At 65.0% G+C, this 24,920-nt stretch carries 26 protein-coding genes and 1 tRNA gene; 8 read left to right on the top strand and 19 right to left on the bottom strand.

What is annotated here, in order from left to right; all coding sequences use genetic code 11:
• Positions 1-33 precede the first annotated feature (33 nt).
• A complete protein-coding gene (locus tag CXR03_RS18330) occupies positions 34-189 on the bottom strand; it encodes a hypothetical protein (RefSeq protein ID WP_181034618.1) in 156 nt (51 codons plus the stop codon).
• On the opposite strand from CXR03_RS18330, the gene CXR03_RS14190 reads away from it, so the two are divergent.
• Complete coding sequence (locus tag CXR03_RS14190; RefSeq protein ID WP_104104400.1) at positions 188-931, top strand: hemolysin III family protein; 744 nt, start codon at positions 188-190, stop codon at positions 929-931. The two genes, CXR03_RS18330 and CXR03_RS14190, sit on opposite strands and share 2 nt — an antisense overlap.
• Before the next feature lie 17 nt (positions 932-948).
• Here CXR03_RS14190 and CXR03_RS14185 read toward each other — a convergent pair whose 3' ends face one another.
• Genes CXR03_RS14185 through mca form a run of 3 tightly spaced genes read right to left on the bottom strand, consistent with a single transcriptional unit; the run spans position 949 to position 4,428 of the window.
• The gene (locus tag CXR03_RS14185) at positions 949-3,102 is read right to left on the bottom strand and encodes a thioredoxin domain-containing protein (RefSeq protein ID WP_104104399.1); all 2,154 of its coding nucleotides are present in this window, start codon (positions 3,100-3,102) and stop codon (positions 949-951) included.
• A gap of 9 nt (positions 3,103-3,111) precedes the next feature.
• On the bottom strand, positions 3,112-3,462 hold the full coding sequence (locus tag CXR03_RS14180; RefSeq protein ID WP_104104398.1) for a hypothetical protein: 351 nt from the start codon (positions 3,460-3,462) through the stop codon (positions 3,112-3,114).
• Between the two features lie 48 nt (positions 3,463-3,510).
• Positions 3,511-4,428: a mycothiol conjugate amidase Mca gene (gene mca / locus CXR03_RS14175; RefSeq protein WP_104104397.1), complete on the bottom strand. Its 918-nt coding sequence runs from the start codon at positions 4,426-4,428 to the stop codon at positions 3,511-3,513.
• A gap of 60 nt (positions 4,429-4,488) precedes the next feature.
• Here mca and CXR03_RS14170 point away from each other — a divergent pair, with 60 nt between their 5' ends.
• Together CXR03_RS14170 and greA are read left to right on the top strand one after the other, a co-directional pair.
• Positions 4,489-4,947 carry a DUF4307 domain-containing protein gene (locus CXR03_RS14170; protein WP_237688667.1) on the top strand — a complete coding sequence of 153 codons (459 nt, stop codon included), beginning with the start codon at positions 4,489-4,491 and terminating at the stop codon, positions 4,945-4,947.
• Positions 4,948-5,262: 315 nt separating this feature from the next.
• The gene (gene greA, locus CXR03_RS14165; RefSeq protein ID WP_104055175.1) at positions 5,263-5,754 is read left to right on the top strand and encodes a transcription elongation factor GreA; all 492 of its coding nucleotides are present in this window, start codon (positions 5,263-5,265) and stop codon (positions 5,752-5,754) included.
• 26 nt (positions 5,755-5,780) lie between these two features.
• Here the strand turns inward: greA and CXR03_RS14160 are convergent, their stop codons facing one another.
• The 7 genes from CXR03_RS14160 to CXR03_RS18690 all read right to left on the bottom strand — a co-directional run bounded on the left by CXR03_RS14160 (position 5,781) and on the right by CXR03_RS18690 (position 12,126).
• A complete protein-coding gene (locus CXR03_RS14160; RefSeq protein WP_104104396.1) occupies positions 5,781-6,383 on the bottom strand; it encodes a rhomboid family intramembrane serine protease in 603 nt (200 codons plus the stop codon).
• Between the two features lie 3 nt (positions 6,384-6,386).
• On the bottom strand, positions 6,387-7,628 hold the full coding sequence (gene ilvA, locus CXR03_RS14155; protein ID WP_104055173.1) for a threonine ammonia-lyase: 1,242 nt from the start codon (positions 7,626-7,628) through the stop codon (positions 6,387-6,389).
• Positions 7,625-8,854, bottom strand: coding sequence for an AI-2E family transporter (locus CXR03_RS14150; protein WP_104104395.1), 1,230 nt, complete (start codon positions 8,852-8,854; stop codon positions 7,625-7,627). The genes ilvA and CXR03_RS14150 overlap by 4 nt, the downstream gene beginning before the upstream one ends.
• A gap of 53 nt (positions 8,855-8,907) precedes the next feature.
• Complete coding sequence (locus CXR03_RS14145; protein WP_104104394.1) at positions 8,908-9,861, bottom strand: aldose 1-epimerase family protein; 954 nt, start codon at positions 9,859-9,861, stop codon at positions 8,908-8,910.
• Positions 9,862-9,881: 20 nt separating this feature from the next.
• Positions 9,882-10,610: an ANTAR domain-containing protein gene (locus CXR03_RS14140; protein WP_104104393.1), complete on the bottom strand. Its 729-nt coding sequence runs from the start codon at positions 10,608-10,610 to the stop codon at positions 9,882-9,884.
• 210 nt (positions 10,611-10,820) lie between these two features.
• On the bottom strand, positions 10,821-11,669 hold the full coding sequence (locus tag CXR03_RS14135) for a Bax inhibitor-1/YccA family protein (RefSeq protein WP_104104392.1): 849 nt from the start codon (positions 11,667-11,669) through the stop codon (positions 10,821-10,823).
• Positions 11,670-11,937: 268 nt separating this feature from the next.
• Complete coding sequence (locus tag CXR03_RS18690; RefSeq protein WP_258073712.1) at positions 11,938-12,126, bottom strand: hypothetical protein; 189 nt, start codon at positions 12,124-12,126, stop codon at positions 11,938-11,940.
• On the opposite strand from CXR03_RS18690, the gene CXR03_RS14130 reads away from it, so the two are divergent.
• The 4 genes from CXR03_RS14130 (at position 12,047) to CXR03_RS14115 (ending at position 16,194) form a co-directional block, all read left to right on the top strand.
• Entirely contained in the window at positions 12,047-13,354 is a 1,308-nt protein-coding gene (locus tag CXR03_RS14130) for a branched-chain amino acid ABC transporter permease (RefSeq protein ID WP_258073699.1), read from the top strand. The genes CXR03_RS18690 and CXR03_RS14130 overlap by 80 nt on opposite strands.
• A 13-nt stretch (positions 13,355-13,367) precedes the next feature.
• Positions 13,368-14,348, top strand: a complete 981-nt coding sequence (locus CXR03_RS14125; RefSeq protein ID WP_104104390.1) for a branched-chain amino acid ABC transporter permease — start codon at positions 13,368-13,370, stop codon at positions 14,346-14,348.
• A 155-nt stretch (positions 14,349-14,503) separates the two neighbouring features.
• On the top strand, positions 14,504-15,451 hold the full coding sequence (locus CXR03_RS14120) for an ABC transporter ATP-binding protein (protein WP_104104683.1): 948 nt from the start codon (positions 14,504-14,506) through the stop codon (positions 15,449-15,451).
• Positions 15,448-16,194, top strand: coding sequence for an ABC transporter ATP-binding protein (locus CXR03_RS14115; protein WP_104104389.1), 747 nt, complete (start codon positions 15,448-15,450; stop codon positions 16,192-16,194). Before CXR03_RS14120 ends, CXR03_RS14115 begins: the two co-directional genes overlap by 4 nt.
• Before the next feature lie 138 nt (positions 16,195-16,332).
• On the opposite strand, the gene CXR03_RS14110 is transcribed toward CXR03_RS14115, so the two are convergent.
• The 6 genes from CXR03_RS14110 to CXR03_RS14085 all read right to left on the bottom strand — a co-directional run bounded on the left by CXR03_RS14110 (position 16,333) and on the right by CXR03_RS14085 (position 22,820).
• Complete coding sequence (locus CXR03_RS14110) at positions 16,333-17,733, bottom strand: ABC transporter substrate-binding protein (RefSeq protein ID WP_104104388.1); 1,401 nt, start codon at positions 17,731-17,733, stop codon at positions 16,333-16,335.
• A 172-nt stretch (positions 17,734-17,905) separates the two neighbouring features.
• Positions 17,906-18,289 (bottom strand): D-ribose pyranase, encoded by a 384-nt coding sequence (rbsD, locus tag CXR03_RS14105; RefSeq protein WP_104104387.1) that lies wholly within the window; start codon positions 18,287-18,289, stop codon positions 17,906-17,908.
• A complete protein-coding gene (locus CXR03_RS14100; RefSeq protein ID WP_104104386.1) occupies positions 18,286-19,227 on the bottom strand; it encodes a substrate-binding domain-containing protein in 942 nt (313 codons plus the stop codon). The genes rbsD and CXR03_RS14100 overlap by 4 nt, the downstream gene beginning before the upstream one ends.
• 79 nt (positions 19,228-19,306) lie before the next feature.
• Positions 19,307-20,305 carry an ABC transporter permease gene (locus CXR03_RS14095; protein WP_104104385.1) on the bottom strand — a complete coding sequence of 333 codons (999 nt, stop codon included), beginning with the start codon at positions 20,303-20,305 and terminating at the stop codon, positions 19,307-19,309.
• A complete protein-coding gene (locus CXR03_RS14090; RefSeq protein WP_104104384.1) occupies positions 20,302-21,834 on the bottom strand; it encodes a sugar ABC transporter ATP-binding protein in 1,533 nt (510 codons plus the stop codon). Before CXR03_RS14090 ends, CXR03_RS14095 begins: the two co-directional genes overlap by 4 nt.
• Complete coding sequence (locus CXR03_RS14085; RefSeq protein ID WP_258073661.1) at positions 21,831-22,820, bottom strand: LacI family DNA-binding transcriptional regulator; 990 nt, start codon at positions 22,818-22,820, stop codon at positions 21,831-21,833. Before CXR03_RS14085 ends, CXR03_RS14090 begins: the two co-directional genes overlap by 4 nt.
• Positions 22,821-23,053: 233 nt before the next feature.
• On the opposite strand from CXR03_RS14085, the gene CXR03_RS14080 reads away from it, so the two are divergent.
• Entirely contained in the window at positions 23,054-23,326 is a 273-nt protein-coding gene (locus CXR03_RS14080) for a hypothetical protein (RefSeq protein ID WP_104104382.1), read from the top strand.
• Between the two features lie 9 nt (positions 23,327-23,335).
• Here the strand turns inward: CXR03_RS14080 and CXR03_RS14075 are convergent.
• Together CXR03_RS14075 and CXR03_RS14070 are read right to left on the bottom strand one after the other, a co-directional pair.
• Positions 23,336-23,408, bottom strand: a tRNA-Leu gene (locus CXR03_RS14075).
• A gap of 115 nt (positions 23,409-23,523) precedes the next feature.
• The gene (locus tag CXR03_RS14070; RefSeq protein ID WP_104104381.1) at positions 23,524-24,912 is read right to left on the bottom strand and encodes an NAD(P)/FAD-dependent oxidoreductase; all 1,389 of its coding nucleotides are present in this window, start codon (positions 24,910-24,912) and stop codon (positions 23,524-23,526) included.
• Between the last annotated feature and the right edge of the window lie 8 nt (positions 24,913-24,920).

Here is a 24,920-nt window from a genome sequence, read left to right as displayed (position 1 = left end):
GCGGATGTGGGAGGCGCACTAAAAAGTGTATTCCTAAAAACCCGCGAACAGTTTCGGCGGCTCGGCCGGCCCGGCCGATTCCCCGCTCCCCACCGGTCCGGCGAGCGGCCCGCGGTCCTCCCGGGAGGTGCCCGATGAACCTCCCGCCAACCCGTAACCTACCGGATCGTAGGCTAGGATTTTCTCCATGACATCTTCATCGTCGTCCGCTCCGCCGGAGCACAATCCCAGCTCGCGAAAGGCTCCCGGTCCGGTTGAATCCGCCGTGGAACGAGCCGCGGACATCTTGGAGATCAAACCAAAGCTACGGGGCTGGCTTCATGCCGGTGCCACACCTTTTGTCCTGGCCGCCGGCATCATCCTGATCTGCCTGGCACCCACCAACGGAACCCGGATCGCCTCCGCGGTGTACGCGCTGACCGGGGTGCTGTTGTTTGGCGTTTCCGCCGTGTACCACCGCGGCAACTGGTCCCCCAGGGTCAAAATCATTCTCAAGCGACTGGACCACACCAACATCATGCTGGTCATCGCGGGGTCCTACACACCCCTTGCCTGGTCCCTGCTGCCGCCGGAAAAGGCCAAGGTCCTGCTGTGGTTCATCTGGTGCGGAGCTTTGGCGGGGGTATTGTTCCGGCTGCTCTGGCTGCACGCGCCGCGCTGGGTTTACACCCCGGCCTATATTGTCCTGGGTCTGGCGGCACTGATCTACATTCCGGATTTCTTCAGGATCAATCCCGCAGCGGCCGTGCTGGTGCTGGCGGGCGGGGCCATGTACATTGCCGGCGCCGTCATCTACGCCCTGAAGAAACCCAACCCCTCACTGGACTGGTTCGGTTTCCACGAGATTTTCCATGCCTTCACACTGGTGGGGTTCGCGTGCCACTATGCCGCCATTTTGATGGCAGTGCTCTCAGTCGGCGCTTCCGGCTAATCCGCCTTAGTCCCCGGTTATTCCCCCGTGATCAGTGCCTGCAGCTCAGCGGCTGAGCTGACCGGCCGGCGGCAGACCATCCCCCGGCACAGGTAAGCCACCGCAGGCGCGTCGCCCGGGTCCCGTCCCTGCAGCAGCGGCACCCGGGTTTCAAACACAGCACCCGCAGACCGGGGCGCCGCAATCCGTGAGGCGATCACCAGACCCGGCCCGCCGGCGTCGCGCGCTGCCCGCAGCAGCTCCGCAACGGCCCCAGCATCCGTACCGGTGACAGCCAGTTCCCGGGGCCCGTCCAGCAGGAACTGCAACACCGACATGGCCCATCCGGCGGCCTGCGGCGCCTGGGCGCCCACCACTTCGACATGTTTCAGGAGCGACTGCGCTAGCGCCCGGTGCCGCAGCGATCCCGAATACGCCGAGTATGTCAGCAAGACGCCCGCGAAGAGCGCAGCACCGCTGGGGGTGGGTCCGTCCAGGGGATCGGCAGCGGCCTGCGATCCCTGGGCATTGACCAGCTCGTTGGGCCGGACGGCGGTGTCCTGCAGCCCGCCCGCCGTTCGGAACCGGTTTTCCGCGGCCAGGACCAGGGACTCCGCCTCGGTGTACCAGTGCTCATCGCCGGTGGCGGCGTAGAGCGCGAACAGGCCTTCGGCCACTCCGGCGTAGTCCTCCAGCAGGCCCTCAATGCCCTGTGCGTGCCCGTCGTGGGAGACCCTCCGCAGAGTGGCGCCGGTTCGGTGCACACGCAGCAGGTAGGACGCGGCGTCCCCGGCGGCACGGAGGATACGCCCGGCTTCCCCGGCCTCTCCCGCGTCAGAAAGGACGACGGCGGCGGAGGCCAGCGCTGCAACGGCCAGCCCGTTCCACCCGGCCACTACTTTGTCATCTCGTTCCGGCTGCGGGCGGAGGTTCCGCGCGGCCGCCAGGGACGGCCGGTGCCGAAGCCACAGCCCCTCGTCCGCAGCGCTCAGCACCCGGCCGAAATGAAGGGTGCTGCCGGTGCCGCCATGGGCTGCCATGTTCCCGGATTCCAGGTCCAGCAGGCCCAATACGGCGTCCGCATGCTCCGGATCCAGGACCTCCCTCATCTGCTCCGGCGTCCATACGTAGGTGCCGCCTTCTACACGGTGTCCCTGGATAAGGGTGTCCGCGTCCAGGGAGGAAGCAAAGCCGCCTTCCTCCACCCGCAGGCGGCGGATCATCCAGTCAGCAGTCTCGCGTGTCACGCGCAGTGCCAGCCGGCGGTCCCCTGCACCGAGGGCTGTCCGGGCCCACTGCGCATATAGCGAAAGCAGCTGCACATTGTCGTAGAGCATTTTTTCGAAGTGCGGCACCGCCCAGCGGCGATCCACCGTGTAGCGGGCGAATCCGCCCTCCAGCTGGTCATACAGTGCGCTCCGGGCCATCGCGCCCAGAGTCCGGTCCGCGAGTGCACCGGCTTCGGCTGCCGTGGAGCCTCCGGCGGCGGCGTGAGCCAGCAGGAAGCGCAAAACGGTGGAGGGCGGAAATTTGGGTGCTCCGCCAAAGCCGCCGAACTGCCGGTCCTCAAGACCGGCCAGCGTCTCAACGGCGGCGGACAGAACGTGCTGCGCCGCCGTCGCGTCGGCTGCGTCGTCTCCTGCGTCCAGGCCGGTATCCAGGACCGGGCCGAGCAGCCGCCGGTTCCCCTGCTGGGCCGAGGCCAGGTGTGCCGCCAGCTGGGCAGCGCTTTCCCGGACCTCGCCGGGACGGTCATTCCACGCGGAGGCTACGGCTTCCAGGACGTCCCGGAAGGACGGCATTCCCTGGACCGGCCGGGGCGGGAAGTACGTTCCCGCATAAAAGGTCCGGCCGTCGGGAAGGGTGAAGACACTCATGGGCCATCCGCCCTGACCGGTCATGGCCTGGGTGGCTGCCATATACACGGCGTCCACATCGGGGCGCTCCTCGCGGTCCACCTTGATGGAAACGAAGTTCTCATTCAGGTAGGCGGCGGTAACGGGATCCTCGAAGGATTCATGTGCCATCACGTGGCACCAGTGGCAGGCGGCGTACCCCACCGAGATGAAGACAGGCACGTTCCGGCGCCGTGCCTCGGAAAAAGCCTCATCCCCGAACGGCCACCAATCCACGGGGTTGCCGGCATGCTGGCGCAAATAGGCCGAAGCCTCTCCCTGCAGTCTGCCGGCCATGGGTTGCTCCTATCCGCGCTTGTAGTAACCCGGGGTGGTGTCTGACCCGTCGGCTGCGGTGGTTGAAGCGGACACCCCGCCGGATTCTGCGGCTTTGCCGGCTTCGGCAGCCTTCACATCTTCAGTGCTGGGAATGAAAACGTCGGTGCCAACACCGGTAAGTGCCTGCTCGCGGTAGCGGACCCGGCGGATGCGCTTCACCATGTCACGGATGAGGAACACCACTGCCAGCGCCAGGAAGAGGGTCGCCAGGAAGCCGAGCAGGCCCGGGGTCACATCGGCAATGCTCAGTCCGGTTTTCAGCTCGCCGTCCTCGGGGCCGGGGGGAACGGTCAGGGGCAGGCTGTACAGGAAGTTCACGGTGATTCTCTCTCTTGGCAGCGGACGGCTGTGCGCCGTCCCTGCCCTCTATCGTAGGCCAGCGAACAGATCCGTTTCAGGAAGCTTGGTGTCCACCCTGGACATGATCAGCGAATAATCTTCCCAGGGCCAGATCCTGCGCTGGGTTTCGGCGTCAACGGCGAAGAAGAATCCGTTGGGGTCCACCTGGGTGCGGTGGCTCTTGAGTGCCCGGTCCCGGGTTTCAAAATAGTCTCCGCACGGGATCTGCGTGGTGGTCGGGTGGGTTGGGGCCGGCAGCTGGTGGCCCTCGGCGTCGGCTTCCTGCCAGGCGGCAATGCGCTCGGCGTAGGGAGAGTCCACGCCTGCTTCCATGAGGGCATTATGCAGAGCGGTGAAACGCTCCGGATTGAAGGCGCGGTCGTAGTACAGCTTCAGCGGTTCCCAGGGCTCGCCCGTGCCCGGGTACCGGTTCGGATCCCCGGCAGCATTGAAGGCCTCCACAGCCACCTTGTGCGCCATGATGTGGTCCGGGTGCGGGTAGCCGCCGTTCTCGTCGTAGCTGATGATGACGTGCGGGCGGAACTCGCGCACCAGCTTGATCAGGGGTGCCGCGGCCCGCTCGAGCGGCTCCAGCGCGAAGCATCCAAAGGGCAGGTCAGGCAGCGGATCGCCTTCCGGAAGGCCGGAGTCCATGAATCCCAGCCAGCGGTGCTGCACGTTCAGCTCACGCTGTGCATTGGCCATTTCGGTTCGGCGAAGACCGGCAAGGTCCCGCTTCGCTGCAGCGTTGTCCTCGAGTGCGGGATTCAGCACACTGCCACGTTCACCGCCGGTGCAGGTGGCGACCATAACGTCCACGCCCCGGGCGGCGTAGAAAGCCATCATGGCCGCGCCTTTGCTGGCTTCGTCATCGGGATGAGCATGCACGGCGAGCAGCCGCAGCGGTTCCTGGCGGCTGGAATTATCAAGCGGGGCGGTCGGCACGAAGCAGCTCCTGAGAAGGTTGGCGAAAATCGGACGGGGAAACTCGGATAAAATGAAGCAGTGAGCACTGAGGAAGGTCCTGTTAAGCAGCCCGCCCCCGAGCAGACCCCGGATGATTTTCCGTCCGCATCAAGATTAGCCAATCGTTACGGCGCGCCCAAGCCGGGCTGGTCCCGGCGAGCCAAGACCATTGCCGGCAGCGCCGCCGTCCTGCTGGCCTGCGGAGCGGCCGCTCTCATGGCGATGCCTTCCCCGCGCGGCGAAGTGAGTTTCAAGGATGTGGGCTTCAGCATTGCCGATGCCACACATGCCAGCGTGGACTTCCAAGTCACCAAAGACCCTGAAGACAGCGCGTCCTGCGCCGTTCAGGTCCTCAGCTCGAGCTACGCCGTGGTGGGGTGGAAACAGGTCACCATCGGCCCGTCTGAAGAAGCAACCACCGGGCACCGGCTGGACATACGTACCGATTCCCTGGGCGTTACCGGCGGAGTGAACGCCTGCTGGCTCCTTGACGACTAGGGCTGAAAACACGCTCTAGGCTTAACTTCACGGGCGCATTCTCCCGGTTCAGCGGCGCGCCTTCCGGTTCCGCTGCGCCGCGTTCCCGGCCGCCGGGGTGCAGGATTGGCCCGTTCCGTCAAATCCGGCGGGTTCTTGGGTAATTCGCTCTGGCTGACTAGTATGGAGCCTACGTTATGCCCCGCCAGGTGATCATCCCAGTGAACGGTCACCGCCCGGCGGGGTCTTTGCTTGTCAGGCCGTTCCGGCCCCGAAGCAATATCAGCCTGCCGAACCAGATTCAGTGGTTTGGTCGTCACTTAAAAGGAGAGACCCGTGTCTACCAACAGCGCACCTGCCGCTTGGCTCACTCAGGAGTCTTATGACCGCCTGAAGGCGGAACTGGATCACCTGTCCGGCCCCGGCCGCACGGAAATCGTTGCCCGCATTGAGCAGGCACGTTCCGAGGGCGATTTGAAGGAAAACGGCGGGTACCACGCAGCTAAGGAAGAGCAGGGCAAGGCTGAGGCCCGCATCCGCCAGCTGACGCAGCTCCTGGAAACCGCCCACGTGGGCGAAGCTCCGGCAGATGACGGCGTCGTTGAACCCGGCATGCTGGTGGAAGCCAAGGTTGCCGGCGACGTGGAGACCTTCCTGCTGGGAAGCCGTGAAATCGCCGGCGACTCGGACATCGACGTTTACAGCGAAAAGTCTCCTCTGGGCGCCGCAATCCAGGGCATGAAGGCAGGAGACAGCGTCACTTACAAGGCCCCGAACGGCAAGGAGATCTCAGTGGAGATCATCTCGGCCAAGCCTTACGCCGGCTAGTTTTCCGCACTGCCTGGTTTTCTGCGCTAGAGCGGGTCTTCCCAACGGGAGGGCCCGCTTTTGCTTGTGCGCCTGTTCTGCCGGTTGCGGCTCAGCAGCACCGCCGCCAGCACACCGCCGGCGGCACCGAAGAGGTGCGCCTGCCAGGACACACCAATGTTCACCGGCAGCACGCCCCACAGCAGTGACCCGTAGATCAGGAAAAGCACTCCGGCCAGCAGCAGCTGCAGGATGTCCCGGTTGTAGATTCCGCGGACCATCAGGTATGCAAACAATCCGAAGACAACCCCTGATATCCCCACGGTCAGCCCGCCGCCGAAGAGCCAGACACCCAGCCCTGACGCCAGCCAGGATGAGGCGATCACCACGGCATACCGCCGAACCCCTTCCAGCAATGTCAGGAAGGAAAAGACCACCAGCGGCAGGGTGTTTCCCAGCAGGTGGTTGAGGCCGGCATGCAGCAGCGGGCCAAACAGGATCCCGTCCAGCCCTTCGAGCCGCCGTGGCAGAACTCCGAACTCCCGCAGGGATGACGGGCCTATGAGCAGGGCAACGAAATAGCACGCCCAAATGAGTGCGGCCAGGCCGAGGGAAATGTACAGGGCCGTCCTGGCCCGCTTGGCGAGCATCGCCTACCCGTGCAGCACTATGGGTTGGAAGCCGGAGGCGCGGAGGTTGTTCAACACCAGTTCACAGTGCTCATGCCCCTTGGTTTCCATGTTGATGGTGATGGCCACATCCCCCATGCTGATGGAGCCGCCCACCCGGGTGTGGTCGACGCCGGTGACGTTGGCATCGGATTCGGCAATGATCCGGGAAATGGTGGCCAGCGAACCGGGACGGTCATCGAGCAGGATCCGCACAACCAGGTACCGGCCTGCGGCGGCCAGACCGCGCTGGATCACTTTGAGCATCAGCATCGGGTCGATGTTGCCGCCGGAGAGAATCACGGCGGTGTTCCCCGGGTTTTCAATCTTGCCGTCCATGAGCGCCGCCACGCCCACGGCTCCGGCCGGTTCCACCACCATCTTGGCGCGTTCCAGCAGGAAGATCAGTGCCCGTGCCAGCGAGTCCTCGCTAACGGTCACCACGTCATCCACCAGTTCCCTGATGATGGAGAAGGGCAGCTGGCCCGGGCGCCCGACGGCGATGCCGTCGGCGATCGTGGACACCTTGGTCAGCGGGACGAGGGCATCGGCGGCGAGTGAGGGCGGATAAGCAGCAGCGTTCTCGGCCTGGACTCCGATGATGCGCACTTCCCGGCCCAGTTCCTTGGCCCTCGCCTTGATGGCAACCGCGACGCCGGCCAGCAGCCCGCCGCCGCCCACGCCCATCAAGACGGTGTCCAGGTCAGGGATCTGGTCGAGCAGCTCCAGGCCGATGGTCCCCTGTCCGGCCACTACGTCCACGTTGTCGAACGGGTGCACAAACACGGCACCGGTCTCGTCCGAATACCGCTTGGCTTCCGCCAGCGCTTCATCCACGTTGTGGCCGTGCAGCACTACCTCGGCGCCGTGGCTCTGCGTGGCTGCCAGTTTCGGCAGTGCCACGCCGAGCGGCATGAAGATCCGGGCTTTGATGCCCAGCCGCGCAGCCGCAACCGCCACGCCCTGCGCGTGGTTGCCGGCGGAGGCCGCCACCACGCCCCGGTCCCGGTCGGACGGTGAAAGCTTGGCCATCCGGACATAGGCGCCGCGGACCTTGAAAGACCCGGCCCGCTGCAGGTTCTCACACTTGAAGTAGACATTGGAACCGGTTTGGCGGCCCAGTGCCCGGGAAACCTCAATGGGAGTGCGGGCAACCACACCGTCCAGCAGTTTGGCGGCTGCCTCGATGTCGTCCAGTGTCACGGGCAGGTCGGACAGATCGGTCACAGTTGTTTCTCTTCTTCTGCGTTGTCTTCCAACGCCTCAATGGATTCATTTGTTCTCGGTACCGGTCCGCCCGCAGCTCCGAAGACGGGGTCTGCGGCCAGCGCCGGGTCCTGTTCCCATCCTCGGGAGGCGATGTAGCGCACCACGGTGTTCAGGATGGCCAGCAGCGGTACGGAGAACAGGGCTCCGGGGATTCCGGCGGCCAGGGTGCCGCCGGTGACGGCAAGGATTACGGCCAGGGGATGCAGGGAGACGGCGCGGCCCATGATCAGCGGTTGCAGGATGTGGGACTCGAGCTGCTGGACGAGCAGCACAATGCCCAGCATGATCAGCGCATTGACCCAGCCGTTGGCGACGAGGGCAAGCAGCACAGCTACGAATCCGGTGACGAAGGCGCCCAGCAGCGGCACGAAGGAGCCCAGGAACACCAGGACCGAAAGCGGCAGCGCCAGCGGCACTCCGATGATGGCGGCGCCGGCTCCAATTCCGACGGCGTCGATGAACGCTACGAGCAGCTGCACCCGGACATAGTTGACCATGGATTCCCAGCCGTGGAGTCCGGCTCCGTAACCAGCCGGGCGGGCGCGCCGCGGCAGGAGTCCTGTCACGAAGCGCCAGATGCGCCGGCCGTCCAGCAGGAAGAAGACCAGGGCGAAAAGTGTCAGCAGCACGCCCGCGGCGAAGTGCCCGGCTCCGGTGCCGACCGACAGCGCCCCGGAAACGATGTTTGCAGAGTTCGACTGGAGCGCGTTGGTGGCTTCGCCCAGCAGGGAATCCATCTGGGTTGTGGTGATCTTCAGCGGCCCGTCTGCAAGCCATTCCTGAACCTGGTCCACGCCGGCAAGGGTCTCATCCCAGAGGTCACGGAACCCCAGCGCCAGCTGCCGGCCCACCAGAGTCAGGGCGGCCACGATCAAGCCCAGGAAGGTGACAATGGTGACGGCCACGGCCAGACCGCCGGGCACCTTGTTGCGCCGCAGCCACTCGGTCACCGGAGAGAGCAGGCCGGCCAGCAGTCCGGCGATCATCAGGGGAATGAGCAGCAGGGAGAAATCACGCAGGACCCAGATGAGCCCTGCCGCGACAATCAGCACCACACCCAGGCGCCAGGCCCAGGCTGCGCTGACGCGCAGGGCGTACGGGACGTCGTCGTTGCCCCGGCTGGAGCGGACAGCCGCAGCCTGCACCGCTTTGGGCGCGGCAATGCTGCGTGCGTGAGGTCTCATGGGGTCATCTTTCCACACTCGATGGCTGTTGTTCCCACCTTTACGTCCGCCTCTCAGCCGTCCAGACCGGGACGGATCCCCCACTCTGCGGCGAAGGAGTTTCCCGAGTCCAGCCAGCGCAGCCCCTCACCGGAATTCAGGGCATTGGCCGGTGCAGTCATGGGTTCGAGGGCAACGGCCCGGCTCCGTCCGGGAAGCTGGTCTGTGAGGAAAACATGGACGTAACCAAACTCGGGAGCGCTCCACAGGGTGACGCTTCTGCCGTCCGGTGCGGCCAGGCGGTGCCGGTGCTGCCCTTCCACCAGCTCCAGTCCGGTGAAGGCGCTGTCCAGCGCCTGGTCTCCGATCCGGCGGCCGGCCCGGAAGTCATAGTCCCCGGCAACCGGCTCCCGCCCTACGGGGATCAGACGCTCGTCAGCCGTTATCCGGGTTTCCGCAGCCACGGTAAGCGTCAGGTCTTCCACCGGTACCGAACCGATCCGCAGGAACGGATGCGCGCCGAGGGCAAACGGCGCCCGTTCCTCCCCCACATTGGTGAGGCTTTGGCGCACCCGCAAGCCGGCGTCGTCGTCCAGGCTGTAAGTGACCTGGTGGATGAGGTGGAACGGATAGCCGTGCTGGGGGAAGATCTCGGCCTGCAGGGTCAGGCTGTCCTGCCCGGCCGTGTCGCCGGCGGGCCGGTAGCCGGTGTTGCGAAGGAGCCCGTGGCTGGCGTTCCCCCGGGAAGGTTCGGTGATATCCAGCTGCTGGACCTTGCCGTCCAGGGTCCATTGGCCTCCGGCCACGCGGTTTGGCCAGGGTGCCAGCAGGATGCCGCAGGCCGACGGCGGCAGCGAGGTGTCCGGGTAGGTCTCGACGTACCCCGTCCCGGCCACGCTGTAGCTGCGCAGCCCTCCCGCAAGCGCCGCAATGCGGGCTTCGGCCCGGCCGCCGGGAGTCTGGCGTGTGATCTGGTACTGGGTGCCGGTGGCAGGATTTGGAACTGCGCCCGTGGCTGGGAAGCTCATCGTTCCAGCGTACCAACCGCTTACTCTTCGAAGTGGGTGCTCACCCGGTCTGAAACCACCGCGACCACACCGGCCGCGATGTCCCGGACCTTGACGTTGCGGCTGTTGGACACGCTGCGCAGAATGTCCACGGCGCTCTGCTGGCTGCAGTTGTTCTGGGCCATGATGATGCCGGCGGCGAGATCCACCACCGTCCTGGACTCCAGCGCCGCCTGCAGGTTCTCCGCGCGGTGTGTCAGGGCGTCCAGGCGCAGGGCGAGCGCCACTGCGGCTGCCGCCTCCGCGGCGGCACGCTCGACTGCCTGCACGGCCTCCGGCCCGAAGGCCCCCGGATGCTCCGAATACACGGTGAGCACCGCTCCCCCGGCCCCGGCCCCGGCGAGGGGAACCGGGACCGGAACCGAGGCAAAAGCCGCCGCGTCCGCGCCCGGTACAGCGCCGGGTGCAGCTGTCTGTCGCATTCGTCCGCCCAGATGTCGCACCACCACCGGCAATCCTGTCGTTAGGACGCCGGACGCGGGATCCGCAGCGGACTGTCCACTGGCTGAAACTCCGGGACCACTGCCCGCGTGGACCGTCTGCCGCCGGGGCCGCACAACGGTGATGGAGGCGCCGGAGACATCCCATTCCGCCAGATGGCCGGCAAGGTCACAGGCCAGCGCGGCCAGGAAGCCGTCGAGTGCAGGATGCTCCAGCAGCAGTTCCTGGAGACGCACCGGAGACAGTTCGGTTGTGGCGGGCTCTGGCACGGCAGCCCCTCCCCTCAGCACCTGGATCTCAAGACGTGCCAGAGCCTACGGTCCGGGGAGAGTGGTGCACAGGGTGATGGCCGTCTTTTCTCCGGGAACGGCGGATCCACTACTCCCGGGATTAAACGACAGAGGCCGGCAGGTCAATGCCTGCCGGCCTCTGTCGTTTACTCGCATGCCATCCGGACTAGCCGGAGAGGCAGCTCAGAGTTAGTCGTCGCCGCGGAGAATGGCGAGGATACGGATGATTTCCACGTACAGCCAGACCAGCGTGACGGTCAGGCCAAACGCTGCGGTCCAGGAATAACGCACCGGAGCGCCGGCCTGCACACCCTGCTCGATGGACGTGAAGTCCATGATCAGGGAGAACGCGGCGAGACCGACGGCGAACAGGCCAATGAGAACGCCCAGCGGGATGCCCATGATGGTGACCGAGTCGCGCACGCCGAACATGGTGTCAGTGGCGCCGAAGATCATCAGGCCAACGTTGACCAGGGAGAACACGGCGTAGCCGATCATGGCGATCATGAAGAAGCGCATGGCCTTGGGGGTGGCGCGGACCTTGCCGCTCTTGAACAGCACCAGCGTCACGGCGAAGACGGAGAGCGTACCGAGGACGGCCTGCAGGCCGATGCCCGGGAACATGTTGTCCAGCACCAGGGTCAGGCCGCCGAGGAACAGACCCTCCAGCGCGGCGTAGGCCAGGATCAGCGCCGGAGCGGGTTCACGCTTGAAGGAGTTCACCAGACCCAGCACGAAGCCGCCCAGGGCGCCTACGATCATGAGCGGTGCAGCCGCACCGGGGAGCACCAGCATCGGAATGGCAGCACCCACCAGTACCACGGCCAGGCAGGCGAGGGTCTTCATGATCACGTCGTCGTAAGTCATCCGGCCCGTCTGGGCGGGACCTGCGGAGGGAGCGGTGTAGAGCTCCTGCAACTGCTCCGGCGTCATTTGTCCATGGGGCTGGGTGGCCAGGGAACCCTGGTTCATCCTGCCGCCGCGAACCTGGGAATTGAAATTCTTTCCGTTAAAAACCGGATTACCGCCAAGTGCCATGAAATGTCCTCCATCTGGGGGGGGCTGTTTACCTAGAGCCTACCAATGTCAACGGCTGCGGGGCACTGAAGATTCCCTGCGGCAGGGTGAGCTGGGATAACAGTTCCGCATACCCGGCCCCTTCCGAAGCTCCGGCACTGGCATTCTGCGGCTTCACGATAAGTCGTTACCCGATCGCGACATTCGAGCCGGGCCAAACGTCACTGCATGAAACATTTCGTAGGTAGCATGATCCCCAGTCCGTGACAGACGTCACAATCAGATCCGCCTAAGTGCCGATTTCCTCGGTGCGCACGGCCTTGGCGTGGAGGTTTTCGAATTTGCTAAGAACATCGGCGCTGACCAGGTATCTGGGGATGCTGGCGGCGGTGGCGGCGATGTTCGCCGCCCTGCTGTTCTCCGCTCCTGCCGTCCACGCAACAACAGCCACACCGGCGCCGTCGCCGTCGGGGAGCACATCCGCAACTGCTGAAGGCCAAGATCCTGATGCTCCAACGGACGGTTCTGAATACAGCGACCGGATTAGCGGGGTGATCCGCAACGCGGGCGTTCCCCTCGAGGGAGTGAAAGTCACCGCCACCGGCAACGGCTATGAAGGCGAAACACTAACCGCAGCGAACGGTTCCTGGTCCATCGGTGTTCCCGAACAGGGTGCGTTTGAAGTGGAACTGGACGAATCCACGCTTCCGGACGGTGTGGCGCTGGCAGAAAACCAGCAGAACCCGCGCACCGTCACCTTTGCCGGCACCTCCAACATCACCACGCTGTTTCTGCTCGGCGAGGGCATTGTCTTACAGCAGGACAGCTTCCTTTCCACACTGACTGAGCGTGCCGTGGCCGGTTTGAGCTTCGGGATGCTGCTGGCGCTGAGCGCAGTGGGTCTCTCCCTGATCTTTGGCACCACCGGCCTGACCAACTTCTCCCACGGCGAGATGGTGACCCTGGGCGCAGTCCTGGCCTTCGGGTTCTCAGCTCTGGGCCTTTCCGCCTGGTTGGCGCTGCCACTCGCCGTCCTTGGCGGGGCGGCGTTCGGGTATCTGCAGGACGGGGTGCTGTGGAAACCGCTGCGGCGGCGCGGCACCGGCCTGGTGCCGATGATGATCGTCAGCATTGGTTTGGCGGTGGCCGTCCGCTACACCGTCCTCTTCTTCTTCGGCGGTGCCATGCAGCAGCTGCCCGGAGCGCAGAGCCCCACCCTCGAGCTCGGGCCCGTATCCATACCCCGGAACACCCTGATTTCCCTGTTTGTCTCGCTCGTGGTCATCCTGATCATCGCCGTTCTCCTGCTGCGCACCCGGATCGGCAAGGCCACCCGGGCGGTCGCGGACAACCCGTCCCTGGCCGCGGCCTCCGGTATCGACGTGGACCGCGTGATCCGTCTGGTCTGGGTAACCGGCGGCGCCCTTGCCGCCATGGGCGGCATCCTGTGGGCCTATTACCGGCCCGGAGTTTCCTTCAACATGGGCCAGCAGATTTTGCTGCTGATCTTTGCCGGCGTGACGCTCGGCGGACTCGGCACGGTCTTCGGAGCCCTGATCGGCTCCATCATTGTTGGGCTCTTCGTGGAGATCTCCACTATCTGGCTGGACGCGGACCTCAAATATGTGGGTGCCCTGGTCATCATGATTCTTGTCCTCCTCGTCCGGCCGCAGGGAATCCTCGGCCGCCGCGAGCGCATAGGTTAGGGGCTTAGCAGCGATGGACTTTGCAAATATTTTCCTGGGGGCTCTCAACGAGATCATCAGCCCCACGACGGCCGCCTACGCACTGGCAGCCCTCGGCCTCGCGGTACATTTCGGCTACACGGGGCTGCTGAACTTCGGGCAGGCCGGTTTCATGGCCGTCGGGGCCTACGGTTTCGCTGTTCCCATCCTGTCCTTCAACGCCCCGCTGCCGGTTGCGGTGCTGATCGCGCTGGCGGCATCCGCCGTCTTTGCCGTCATCTTGGGCATACCCACCCTGCGCCTGCGGGCCGATTATCTGGCCATCGTGACGATCGCCGCCGCGGAAATCATCCGTTACATCGTTACCACCAACAGCATGACGGCGGTCACCGGGTCAGCCAACGGACTGTCCGCCTTCACCGGAGACTTCTATGCGCTGAACCCCATTCCCCCGGGAAGCTACAACCTGGGACCGTTCGGCATGAATGAACGCGATGTGTGGGTTCGCATCGTCGCCTGGACCCTGGTCGTCGTTGCCTGCCTGCTGGTGTGGATGCTGATCCGCAGCCCGTGGGGCCGGGTGGTGAAAGGCATCCGCGAAGACGAGAACGCCGTCCGGGCCCTGGGCAAGAACGTCTATGCCTACAAGATGCAGGCCCTGATCCTCGGCGGCCTGCTGGGCTCCATCGCAGGCATCGTCTTCACCCTCCCCCGCGATGCGGTACAACCGGCCAACTACGGCACCGAGCTGACCTTCTACCTCTATACCGCTCTGTTGCTGGGCGGCATGTCCACGGTGCTGGGCCCCGTGATCGGCGCCATGCTCTTCTGGGTTCTGCTGTCCCTGACCCAGGGTCTCCTCTACGGAGCCATTGAAGCCGGCTACATCACGTTCATTGACACTTCCCAGGCAGGGCAGGTTCGCTACATCCTTGTGGGTGTGGCACTGATGCTGCTGATGATCTTCAGGCCCCAGGGCATCCTGGGCAATAAGAAGGAGCTGGCGTTCGCATGAGTTCCCAGTCAAACGAACCGCAGCGCGCAGAGCGTCCCCGCGGCGCGCACGCTGCTGAACCGGCAGAGGTTTCCCCCGTCGGCGCCAGTGATCCCGGCGCCAGTGATGCCGGCGCCACTGAGGCGCCAGCAGACCCGCTTGCGGCCAACGAGTATATGGCGGACAACCGTCCCATCGCCGAGGGCGCCGTGGAACCGGGGTGCCGCAAGCGCGATCCCATCCTGGTGGCACGCAACGTCACGCGGACCTACGGCGGAATCAATGCCGTGGATGTGGCGCATGTGGAGATTCCGCGGCACAAGATCACCGCCCTGATCGGTCCCAATGGTGCCGGAAAGACAACACTGTTCAACCTGCTCACCGGGTTCGACACTCCTCAGTCCGGCGACTGGCAGTTTGAGGGGCGGGACCTGGCCGGAGTCTCCGCCTACAAGGTGGCACGGCTGGGGATGGTCCGCACCTTCCAGCTGACCAAGGTCATGGGCAAGCTCACCGTCATTGAGAACATGCGCCTGGGCGCCGCGTCCCAGCCGGGCGAATCGCTGTGGCGGGCGTTCCTGCCGCCGTTGTGGCGCGGCCGTGAACGGGAGATCACCCAGCAGGCCGATGTCCTGCTGGCCAAGTTCAAACTGGACGCCAAGCGCAGCGACTATGCCGCCTCCCTCTCCGGCGGCCAGCGGAAGCTGCTGGAAATGGCCCGGGCCCTGATGGTCAAACCAAAACTGGTCATGCTGGACGAGCCCATGGCCGGCGTGAACCCCGCGCTCACGCAGTCTCTGCTGGACCACATCAAGAACCTCAAGGCCGAGGGCATGACCGTTCTCTTCGTGGAACATGACATGCACATGGTGCGCCATATTGCCGACTGGGTCATCGTCATGGCTGAAGGAAAGGTGGTTGCCGAGGGTCCGCCGGATGTGGTCATGAAGGACCAGGCCGTCATTGACGCTTATCTGGGGGCACACCATGACGTGGACCTGGGTGATTCCGAGGGCTTTGAAAAGCTGGAAGCCGAGCTGGAGCATGACCCCGAATCTTCAGTGGGAACCGAGCCTGACGGTGTTGTCGGCAGGCGTATTGATGAACGGAAGGGACAGGCATGAGCGCCGATGAATTCGACGGCGATTCCGTCGTCAAGGTAACCGATCTGGTGGCCGGCTACATCCCGGGCGTGAATATCTTGAACGGATGCAGCATCGAGGCCCGCCGCGGCGAGCTGATCGGGATCATCGGGCCCAACGGTGCCGGCAAGTCAACCCTGCTCAAGGCCATGTTCGGCCTGGTCAAGGTGCACTCGGGAACGGTTGTGGTCCGCGGTCAGGACATCACCGGGCTGAAGGCCAACAAGCTGGTCAGCCGGGGCGTGGGCTTCGTGCCGCAGAACAACAACGTCTTCCCGTCCCTGACCATTGAAGAGAATCTGCAGATGGGCCTGTACCAGGCACCGAAACGCTTCGAAGAGCGGTTTGATTTTGTCTCGACGCTGTTCCCGGAACTGCGTCAGCGGCGGGCGCAGCGCGCGGGCTCGCTCTCCGGCGGTGAACGCCAGATGGTGGCCATGGGCCGGGCGCTGATGATGGAGCCGGCCGTGCTGCTGCTGGATGAACCCTCCGCGGGTTTGTCCCCCGTCAAGCAGGACGAAGCGTTTTTGCGGGTTCATGAAATCAACCGCGCCGGCGTTTCGGTGATCATGGTGGAACAGAACGCACGCCGGTGCCTGCAGATCTGCGACCGCGCCTACGTCCTGGACCAGGGCAAGGACGCCTACACGGGGACCGGCCGGGAGCTCATGAAGGATCCCAAGGTCATCCAGCTTTACCTCGGAACCCTCGCCGACACCGCCTGAGCTCCGCCGACGGCGCCACCCCCCCCCCACACACACAAAAGCGACCCCCGCCGAACAAAAGCAATCCCCGCCAACAAAAGCAACCCCCGCCGGTACCGACCGGCGGGGGTTGCTTTGTGCGGTGCTGAAGGGGGTTCCCTAGAGCTTGCCCTCTTCTGAACGGCTCGGCACCGGCTTGTTGTCGGCGTCGAACTGGTAAATGCCGATGAACGCTTCGGTCGGGTCGCCGTTCTCATCGAAGGTCACCGGTCCGGAGTAACCGTCGTAGTCGATGTCGCCGCCGCCCCGCAGGATCGTGACGCAACCTGCGTAGTCGAAGCACTTCTCGCCTTCGGCGGAGACGCCCTGCAGCTCGGCTGCAATGGCAGCTCCCTCGGTGCTGCCCGCAGCTTCAGCGGCCAGCGCCGTCATGGTGACGGCGTCATAGCTCTCCCCGGCGTAGGACCAGTTCTTCAGGGTCGGGTCAAGCGCCAGCAGGGATTCCTTGAAGTTGTCCGAGGCGAACGGGCCAGGGATGGTTCCCTGGGCGCCTTCGAGGGTTCCCGGATCGAGGTCCTCGCTGAAGTCCGAGGTGTTGCCGTCCACGAAGAACAGCTGTGTGGGGTCAACACCCTTGGCCGTCAGGAGGGGAATGATGCTCGTTGCCTGCTGGAAGCTGATGACCACGATGGCGTCCGGCTCAGCGGCAGCGACGGCGTCAACCTGGCTGCTGAACTGAGAGTCACCTTCGTTGAACATCTCTTCCTCGATGATCTGGCCGCCCGCGGACTCCACCGAGCTGCGGATGTTGCTGGCCAGCCCGGTGCCGTACGCATCATTGAGGACAATCATGCCCACGGTCTGCGCGCCGCAGCTCATGATGTAGTTACCGAGGGTGCGCCCCTGCAGGACGTCCGAGGGCGCGGTGCGCCAGTACAGTCCGTTGTCATCCCAGGTCGTGAAATCAGGGGACGTATTGGCCGGCGAGAACTGAATGACGCCGGCGCCGGTGATCTGGCCGATGACGGTCTTGGACACCCCGGAGGACGCAGCACCGATGATCGCGCTGACGCCCTGGCTGAGCAGGTTGGTCACGGACTGGGTGGCAATGTCGGTCTGGGTGTCGCCGGAGTCGCGGTGAATGATTTCCACCGGCTTGCCGAGGACGCCTCCTGCCGCATTGATCTCCTCGACGGCAAGGTTGGTGCCCGCTATCTCGGGCGGACCGAGGAACGCGAGCTCGCCGGTGGTGGGCAGCAGGGTGCCGATTTTCAGCGGGACCTCGGTGGTGCCGGTGCTGGCCGGAACCGCAGTGGGATCGCCCTTCTCCCCCGGATCCGTGCCCTTGCCGCCTTCGTTTTCCGGGCAGGTCACGGCTCCTGCCGCCGCGGCGTCAGCGGAGGAGGACGACGGCGCTGCCGATTCATTCGAATCGGTCCCCGAGTCTCCCCCGCTGCAGCCGGAAGCGAACAGCGCAAAACCGAGCCCCAGCGCCGCGATCTTGGCCGCCCGGCTGTAACCTTCCAGGCCGGGGCGGCCCGTGGTGCGTAGTGCAGTCATAGATAATCTCCCAGATCGAAAGGCGGAGGCCTTTGATGCCGTTGTCAGGTGTTCCTGACCTAGGAGAAAAGCTAGTTGAATAATGAGTCAAAGATAAGAGTTTAGGGTTACGTCCTTGTAACACTCGTCACAGGGAAGACCCTAACCACTTGCTTCACGGGAGTCACTCAGGTTAGAACGTGACCCCGCTGCGCAGCATGACATTGGCGAAGGGAGTGGCCTCCCCCGTCCGCACGATCAGCCGTGCGGACGGGAGGAGAGCCTTGAACTCTTCATGGCTTACTGTTTCGGGCTTCAGCCCGGCCGACACGAGCGACTGCTCGACGCCGGTGCCTCCGGCTTCCTCCGCCATGAGCGCCCCTTCAACCTCGATGTCCTCCAGCAAGGCAGACAGCACCTGTTCAAAGGACGGAACGCCTTTTACCAGGGCAAGGTCGACGGCGGGCACACCGGCCGGGATGGGCAGGCCGCAGTCCGCCACCACCACCAGGTGGCCGTGGCCGAGTCCGGCGATTGCGGCGTTCAGGGGCGCGTTGAGGATGCCGGTTTTTTTCATGAGGCGAAATCAGCCACGTTCTCGGTGTTCACGGTGGTGACCGGAACGGGGATGGTGGCTTCAACAGTCTCACCGTTGAGCAGCTGGGCGAGGACCTCGACGGAGCGCTTGCCCAGTTCGGCGGGCTGCTGGGCGATGGTGGCAGTGAGGGTGCCGTCCTGGATGGCCGCAAAGCCGCCCTCGGTGCCGTCGAAGCCCACCACGGAAACCTCGGTGCCGGCGCGGTCACCCAGGGCCTGGATGGCGCCCAGGGCCATTTCGTCGTTTTCAGCGAACACACCGGTGACGTTGGGGTTCGCCTGCAGCAGGTTGGTGGCCACGTTCAGGGCTTCTGCACGGTCAAAGTTGGCCGTCTGCTGCGCTGCCACCTTGATGCCGGGGTAGGCCTTCAGACCTTCAGCGAAGCCGGCTCCGCGGTCGCGGCTGGCCGAGGTTCCCGCAACGCCCTGCAGGATGATGATTTCACCTTCTCCGCCCATGGCCTTGGCCAGTTCTTCCGCTGCCTGGCGTCCGCCGGCCACGTTGTCGCTGGAGACCAGGGACTGCACTTCGGCACCGTTCACCGTGCGGTCCGCAGCAACAATCGGGGTTTCGTTGGCCAGCAGCGGGCTGATGGACGCCGCTGCCGCATCGGAGTCCACCGGATTGATGATCACGCCGTCGGTGCCGGATGTGGCAGCCGTGGCCAGCTGGTTGGTCTGGGTCGCCGAGTCGTTCTGGGCATCAAGGACGTCAAGGTCCAGGCCGGCGGCTTCGGCTGCGGACTGCGCGCCGTCGCGGAGCTCAACGAAGAACGGATTGTTCAGCGTGGAGACGGCCAGGGTGATGTTGCCGCCCTCGGCGGAGGCGTCGTCGCCGCGGTTGCAGGCGGTGGCGGTCAGCAGCAGGCCCAGGGATACGGTCAGTGCCGCAGTCTTGCGGGCGGAGGAGAACTTCATTGTTGTTTCCTTTGAATGGGAGGGTGAACCGATCCGGTGCAGGTTCAGCGCCGGACCGCGGGGAGGGAGGAAAGAGGGGTCAATGGGTGGAGTTTTTGCGCCGCAGGGCATCTGCGCCAACGGCCAGGGCAATCACGAGGCCGATGACAACCTGCTGCCAGAACGAGGAGACGTTCAGGAGGTTCAGCCCGTTGCGGATTACCACCAGGACCAGGGCGCCGATGAGGGTTCCGCTGATCCGTCCGATGCCGCCGGCAAGGGAGGCACCGCCGATGACGACGGCGGCAATGGCGTCCAGCTCATAGCCGGAGGCGGCCTGCGGCTGGGCCGAATCGAGGCGACCGGAGAGCAGGAGCCCGGCCAGTGCGGCGAAGAGCCCGGACAGTGCGAAGACGGTCACCAGGACACGGCGCACGGGGATGCCGGAGAGGCGTGCAGCTTCGGTGTTGCCGCCGACGGCGTACATGTAGCGGCCAATCACGGTGTAGTTCAGGATCAGGGCGGCCACTATGCCGGCAATGATCAGGACCACGATGGGCATGGGGATCGGTCCCACGTTGCCGCCGAGGAAGGAAACCTCATCCGCGGTGGGAATCGGCCGTCCGTCGGAGAGGACCAGCGTCAGCCCGCGGGCAATGCTCAGCATGGCCAGGGTGGCGATGAACGAGGGCAGCCGGCCGTAGGCCACGGCGAAACCGCTGACCGCACCGCTCAGGGTACCGATCAGCAGGCCGCCCACCAGGGCCACCCAGCCCGGCAGGTTGCCCTGCGTGAACATCCAGGCCGATCCCATGGCGGACAGTGCGGCCACCGAGCCGACGGAAAGGTCGATTCCGGCAGCCACGATCACGAACGTCATGCCGAAGGCCAGCACCGCGATCACGGAGGCCTGGATACCGATGTTCAGGAGGTTCGGACCTGTCAGGAAGTCCGGGGTGGCAATGAAGAGCGCCAAACCCAGGACGACGAGTCCCACCAGGGCTCCGTTGTCGGCAAGAAACTTCTTGACCCGTGCACCTTTTGTCGGTGCCTGCTTCCGCACACCCGTTTCCGGTGTCTGCACCGCTGCCTTGTTCATGATCCGTCCTTCATCAGTTCGTCTTCCAGGTCACGCTGTATATCCCGCACCGCCAGTGACATCACGGCGTCCTGCGTGGCGCCGTCGGCATCGAGTTCACCGGCAATGTGTCCGCCGCTCATCACGAGGATCCGGTCGCTCATTCCCAACACCTCGGGAAGTTCGCTGGACACCATGAGGACGGCGCCGCCGGCTGCAGTGATGGCGTTGATCAGTTCGTAAATCTCCACTTTGGCGCCCACGTCCACGCCGCGGGTGGGTTCGTCCAGCAGCAGCACGGTGGACTCGGCGACGATCCAGCGGCCAAACACCGCTTTCTGCTGGTTGCCGCCCGAGAGTGAGCCCACTGCCTGGTCCAGGTTGTGCATGCGGATCTGCAGCCGGTCCGCCACGTCCTGCGCACGACGGCGCTGGCCGGCGAAGTCCACTACTCCCCCTTTGGCGGTGGAAGCCAGGGTGGCGTAGCCGATGTTGTCATTGACTGCTGCGCCGAGCACCAGGCCCTGGACTTTGCGGTCTTCGGGCACGTGTCCGATGCCGGCGCGGATTGCGGCTCCGATGTCGCCCTTGGGCAGCACCGTGCCGCGGACCTTTACGGTGCCGGAGGCATAGGGGTCGGCTCCGGCAATGGCACGCACCACCTCGGTGCGTCCCGCTCCCATCAGGCCGGCCAGCGAGACAACCTCACCGGCGCGGACCGAGAAGGAGACGTCATGGATCAGTCCCTTCGTGGAAAGCCCCTGCACCTCGAGCAGGGTCTGCTGCGGTCCGTCGTAATCACGGCGGCGCGGGAACTGCTGGCTGATTTCGCGTCCCACCATCAGGCGCACCAGCTCGTCTTCAGGGGTGTCGGCAGGCACTTCGGCAATGAACTTGCCGTCGCGCAGCACCGAAACGGAGTCGCCGATAGTGGCAATTTCGTCCAGGTGGTGGGAAATGAACACCATGCCCACGCCCTTGCGGCGCAGGTCTTCGACAACGGCGAAGAGCGAGGCAATTTCACGGTTGGTCAGTGCCGCCGTCGGCTCGTCCAGGATGAGCATCCGGGCGTTCAGGCTCAGCGCCTTGGCGATTTCCACCAGCTGCTGGCGTGCGATGCCCAGCTCCCCCACCGGCTGGTCGAGGTCAACGTCCAGGCCGATCAGGTTCAGCGCGGCGCGTGCCCGGGACTTCATGGCGCGGCGGTCCACGAGTCCGAATTTGCGCGGCATCCGGCCCAGGCAGATGTTTTCCGCCACGGACATGGATCCCACGAGGTTGAGTTCCTGGTGAATGGTGGCAATGCCCAGGGCTTCGGCGGCGTTGGTATCTGGCAGCGTCACCGGCTTGCCGTCTACGAGGATCCGTCCGCCGTCGGGCTGGTAGACCCCGGACATCATTTTGATCAGGGTGGATTTACCGGCACCGTTTTCGCCCAGGAGCACCTGGACCTTGCCCGGGCGCACATGGACTGTGACGCCGTCGATCACCGTCACCGGCCCAAAGGACTTGGTGACGCCCTCCAGCGTCAGGATGGATTTCTCGCTCATTCTGGGCTTCCTTCTGAAAGGCTCGGAGTCGAGCCGCGGATGATGAGCCTGCTGGGGAGCACCACGGACTGGGGCGATTCCCCGGCAATTTCCGCGATCAGCAGGTCAACGGCCAGACGCCCCATGGCGTGGACGTCGTGGGCTATGACCGTCAGCGCCGGGTTGACCAGCGTGAAGGCTTCAATGTCGTCGTAGGCCACAAAGGCGAGGTCGCTGCCGATGGAGAGCGTGCGTTCATTGCAGACTCCCACGGCTCCAATGCTCATCAGGCTGTCCGCTGCCAGCAGGGCGGCAGGCGGATTCTCCAGGTCCAGCAGGAAGCGTGCTCCGGCTGCACCGCTGGCGGCCTGGAAATCACCGAAGTACACGAGATCGGCGTCCTGGTCGCTTCCGGTTTCGAGGACGGCGGCGCGGAAGGCTTCCAGCCGCTCGCGCCCGGTGGAGGTGGCCTGGGGCCCGGCAATGTAACCGATCCGGGTGTGGCCGAGTCCGGCGAGATGGCGGACGGCGTCGGTGATTCCGCCGGCATTGTCCGCGGTGACGGTGGGGACCCCGGCGCCGTCGATGACGCGGTCCACAAACACTGTGGGCACCTCACCGGCGAGGAGGCCGGACAGGTCCCGGGCCTCGCCCTGCGGGGCCGCGATCAGGCCGTCGACGCGCTGCGAGAGCATCACGTCCACGTAGCTGTCCTGCTGCTCCTGGCTTTCGTTGGCATTGCCGAAGAGGGTGAGGTAGCCAAACTCGCGGGCCCGCTGCTCGACGGCGTGGGCCAGGTCGGCGAAGAAGGGGTTGCGGATATCAGGCAGCAGCAGGCCGATGGTCTGGGTGCTGGTCTTGCGAAGGGACCGCGCCTGCGCGTTGGGACGGAAACCCAGTTCTTCGGCTGCCGTGCGGACGGCCTGACGGGCTTCCTCGGAGGTCGCAGAATGACCCGAGAGTACGCGGGAAGCAGTTGCCGCGGAGACGCCGGCTTTCTCTGCCACGTCCTTGATCGTCGTTGACCGCACACTGCTCCCTACACCGTTGTGGAATCGATTCCATGGAATCGATTCCAACTATGAGGCAGACCATGGTGTGGTGTCAAACACGGTTAGGGAGGGTGCTGATTATCAGCGGGCTTCCCGGAAGCAGCTCTCCGGTCCGGGGCACCGTCCCGCCGCACACAGGGATGGACGGATCCGCCCATCCATACACCCTCCGCCTCCGAATAGCCTGCATGATTGAACAGCACGGCAGCAGTCAGAGGGAACCCCCGCTTCGGGAGTGGTCCGGCACGTACGGCGGCTTCTATCTGCTCCCGGAGGACGCCTGGGGCGTGTCGGTGGCAGCGGACGGAACGCCGCATGCCAGGTGCTGCTCCTGCAGCTGGGAATATGACGTGGACACGGAGGAAGAGGCAGTCCGCATGATCACGGCGCACCTGCGGGTGGCACATCCGGATGAGACGGGGGTGGTGGATCCGGGCGGCCGCACGGGGCGAACGTTGTAGGCCCCCCGGTACCCCAGGTCGGACTCGAACCGACAACACGCAGATTTTAAGTCTGTTGCCTCTGCCATTGGGCTACTGGGGCTGAAGCAAAAGCTTCTGCTCAAGCCTACTGGATGGACGCTGCACCCCGGAAACAACGACGGCGGCCCCTCCGCTAAGGAGGAACCGCCGTCGTACGCGTTGCTGGACGCTCAGGCCTACTTGCCGGCCATTTCCTTCTTCTTCGGCGGCGTAGCGGCAGCCTTGAAGGTGGAACGCGGGTTCTTCAGGTTGCGCAGATCCGTCAGGTCGCGGCGGAACGCGACGTTCAGGATCCAGCCGGAGATGACGCGGGCCTTGCGCTCGAACATGGGCATGGCCATGCCGTGGTAGCCGCGGTGTGCCAGCCAGGCCGGGAAGCCCTTCATGCCGAAGCCCATGATGTTGGCAACGCCCTTGAACTGGCCCAGGCCCGCCACGGCGCCGAGGCTCTTGTGGTTGTACTCTTCGATGCTGCCCTCGCCGTAGCGTGCGGCCACGATGTTCTTGGCAAGCAGCTTGGCCTGACGCACCGCGTGCTGGGCGTTCGGAACGCAGAAGCCGCCCACGCCGCCGCCGGAGAGGTCCGGAACAGCGGAGACGTCGCCGGCAGCCCAGGCACCTTCAAGGGGGCCGTCGTCGCCGGTGATGCGCAGTTCAGCGTTGGCACGGACGCGGCCGCGCTCGTCGATCGGGAAGTCGGTGGCGCGGACCATCGGGTTGGCCTGCACGCCGGCGGTCCAGATCAGGGTGTCGGTAGCGAATTCACCGGCCGGGGACTTGTCCGCCATGTTGATGAGCTTCAGGACGCCGTCCTCGGCGGAGGCCAGCGAGGTATTCAGCAGCACCTCGATGCCGCGCTCGCGCATGCTGGAGACAACCCACTCAGCCTGGTCGGGCTTGACCTCGGGCATGACGCGGCCCATGGCTTCGATCAACACAAAGCGAAGGTCTTCACGCTTCAGCCGGTCATTGAGCCGTGCGGCGTCGCGGGCCATGTCCTCAAGTTCGGTGAGGGTTTCGATGCCGGCAAAGCCGCCGCCGACGACGACGAACGTCAGGGCGCGCTCGCGCTCCGGTCCGGCGGGCATCAGGGAAGCGGTTTCGATCCGCTCCAGCACGTGGTTGCGGGTGGCGACGGCTTCTTCAATGCTCTTCATACCGATGCCGGCCTCGGCGAGGCCCGGAATCGGGAAGGTGCGGGTGATCGAGCCTGCGGCCAGGACAACGTCCTGGTAGGGAAGCTCGAACGGCTCTCCGCCGTCAGCCGGCTCAACCATGGCCGTGCGGGCGGCATGGTTGATGGAAATAACCTTGCCGGTGATCAGTTCGGTGTTCTTCAGGTGCATGCGGTGGGATACAACAGCGTCGCGGGCCTCAATGGTGCCAGCTGCAACCTCGGGGAGGAACGGCTGGTACGTCATATACGGCAGCGGGTCCACAACGGTGACGATGCCACCCTCAGCCTTGACCTTATTCTGGAGGTTCTTGGCTACATAGAGACCTACGTAGCCACCGCCTACCACCAGGACGCGCGGACGGTCTGAAAACTGTGTTGTAGATGCCATATCCTCAT

It is taken from the genome of Arthrobacter sp. 08Y14, assembly GCF_002929455.1.
GTDB classification, from domain to species: domain Bacteria; phylum Actinomycetota; class Actinomycetes; order Actinomycetales; family Micrococcaceae; genus Arthrobacter_B; species Arthrobacter_B sunyaminii.
Note: the sequence above shows the minus strand (reverse complement) of the source record. Positions and strands in the feature narration are given on the sequence as shown.

What these genes read in the sequence shown, in the direction of transcription:
- CXR03_RS14100 (WP_104104386.1), bottom strand. Translation starts at nt 19,227, where the DNA reads ATGAAGTTCTCCTCCGCCCGCAAGACTGCGGCACTGACCGTATCCCTG.
- CXR03_RS14150 (WP_104104395.1), bottom strand. Translation starts at nt 8,854, where the DNA reads ATGAGACCTCACGCACGCAGCATTGCCGCGCCCAAAGCGGTGCAGGCT.
- CXR03_RS14135 (WP_104104392.1), bottom strand. Translation starts at nt 11,669, where the DNA reads ATGGCACTTGGCGGTAATCCGGTTTTTAACGGAAAGAATTTCAATTCC.
- CXR03_RS14110 (WP_104104388.1), bottom strand. Translation starts at nt 17,733, where the DNA reads ATGACTGCACTACGCACCACGGGCCGCCCCGGCCTGGAAGGTTACAGC.
- CXR03_RS14190 (WP_104104400.1), top strand. Translation starts at nt 188, where the DNA reads ATGACATCTTCATCGTCGTCCGCTCCGCCGGAGCACAATCCCAGCTCG.
- CXR03_RS14145 (WP_104104394.1), bottom strand. Translation starts at nt 9,861, where the DNA reads ATGAGCTTCCCAGCCACGGGCGCAGTTCCAAATCCTGCCACCGGCACC.
- CXR03_RS14095 (WP_104104385.1), bottom strand. Translation starts at nt 20,305, where the DNA reads ATGAACAAGGCAGCGGTGCAGACACCGGAAACGGGTGTGCGGAAGCAG.
- CXR03_RS14090 (WP_104104384.1), bottom strand. Translation starts at nt 21,834, where the DNA reads ATGAGCGAGAAATCCATCCTGACGCTGGAGGGCGTCACCAAGTCCTTT.
- CXR03_RS14125 (WP_104104390.1), top strand. Translation starts at nt 13,368, where the DNA reads ATGGACTTTGCAAATATTTTCCTGGGGGCTCTCAACGAGATCATCAGC.
- CXR03_RS14120 (WP_104104683.1), top strand. Translation starts at nt 14,504, where the DNA reads ATGGCGGACAACCGTCCCATCGCCGAGGGCGCCGTGGAACCGGGGTGC.
- rbsD (WP_104104387.1), bottom strand. Translation starts at nt 18,289, where the DNA reads ATGAAAAAAACCGGCATCCTCAACGCGCCCCTGAACGCCGCAATCGCC.
- CXR03_RS14080 (WP_104104382.1), top strand. Translation starts at nt 23,054, where the DNA reads ATGATTGAACAGCACGGCAGCAGTCAGAGGGAACCCCCGCTTCGGGAG.
- CXR03_RS14185 (WP_104104399.1), bottom strand. Translation starts at nt 3,102, where the DNA reads ATGGCCGGCAGACTGCAGGGAGAGGCTTCGGCCTATTTGCGCCAGCAT.
- CXR03_RS14070 (WP_104104381.1), bottom strand. Translation starts at nt 24,912, where the DNA reads ATGGCATCTACAACACAGTTTTCAGACCGTCCGCGCGTCCTGGTGGTA.
- CXR03_RS14160 (WP_104104396.1), bottom strand. Translation starts at nt 6,383, where the DNA reads ATGCTCGCCAAGCGGGCCAGGACGGCCCTGTACATTTCCCTCGGCCTG.
- CXR03_RS18330 (WP_181034618.1), bottom strand. Translation starts at nt 189, where the DNA reads ATGGAGAAAATCCTAGCCTACGATCCGGTAGGTTACGGGTTGGCGGGA.
- CXR03_RS14115 (WP_104104389.1), top strand. Translation starts at nt 15,448, where the DNA reads ATGAGCGCCGATGAATTCGACGGCGATTCCGTCGTCAAGGTAACCGAT.
- CXR03_RS14130 (WP_258073699.1), top strand. Translation starts at nt 12,047, where the DNA reads ATGTTCGCCGCCCTGCTGTTCTCCGCTCCTGCCGTCCACGCAACAACA.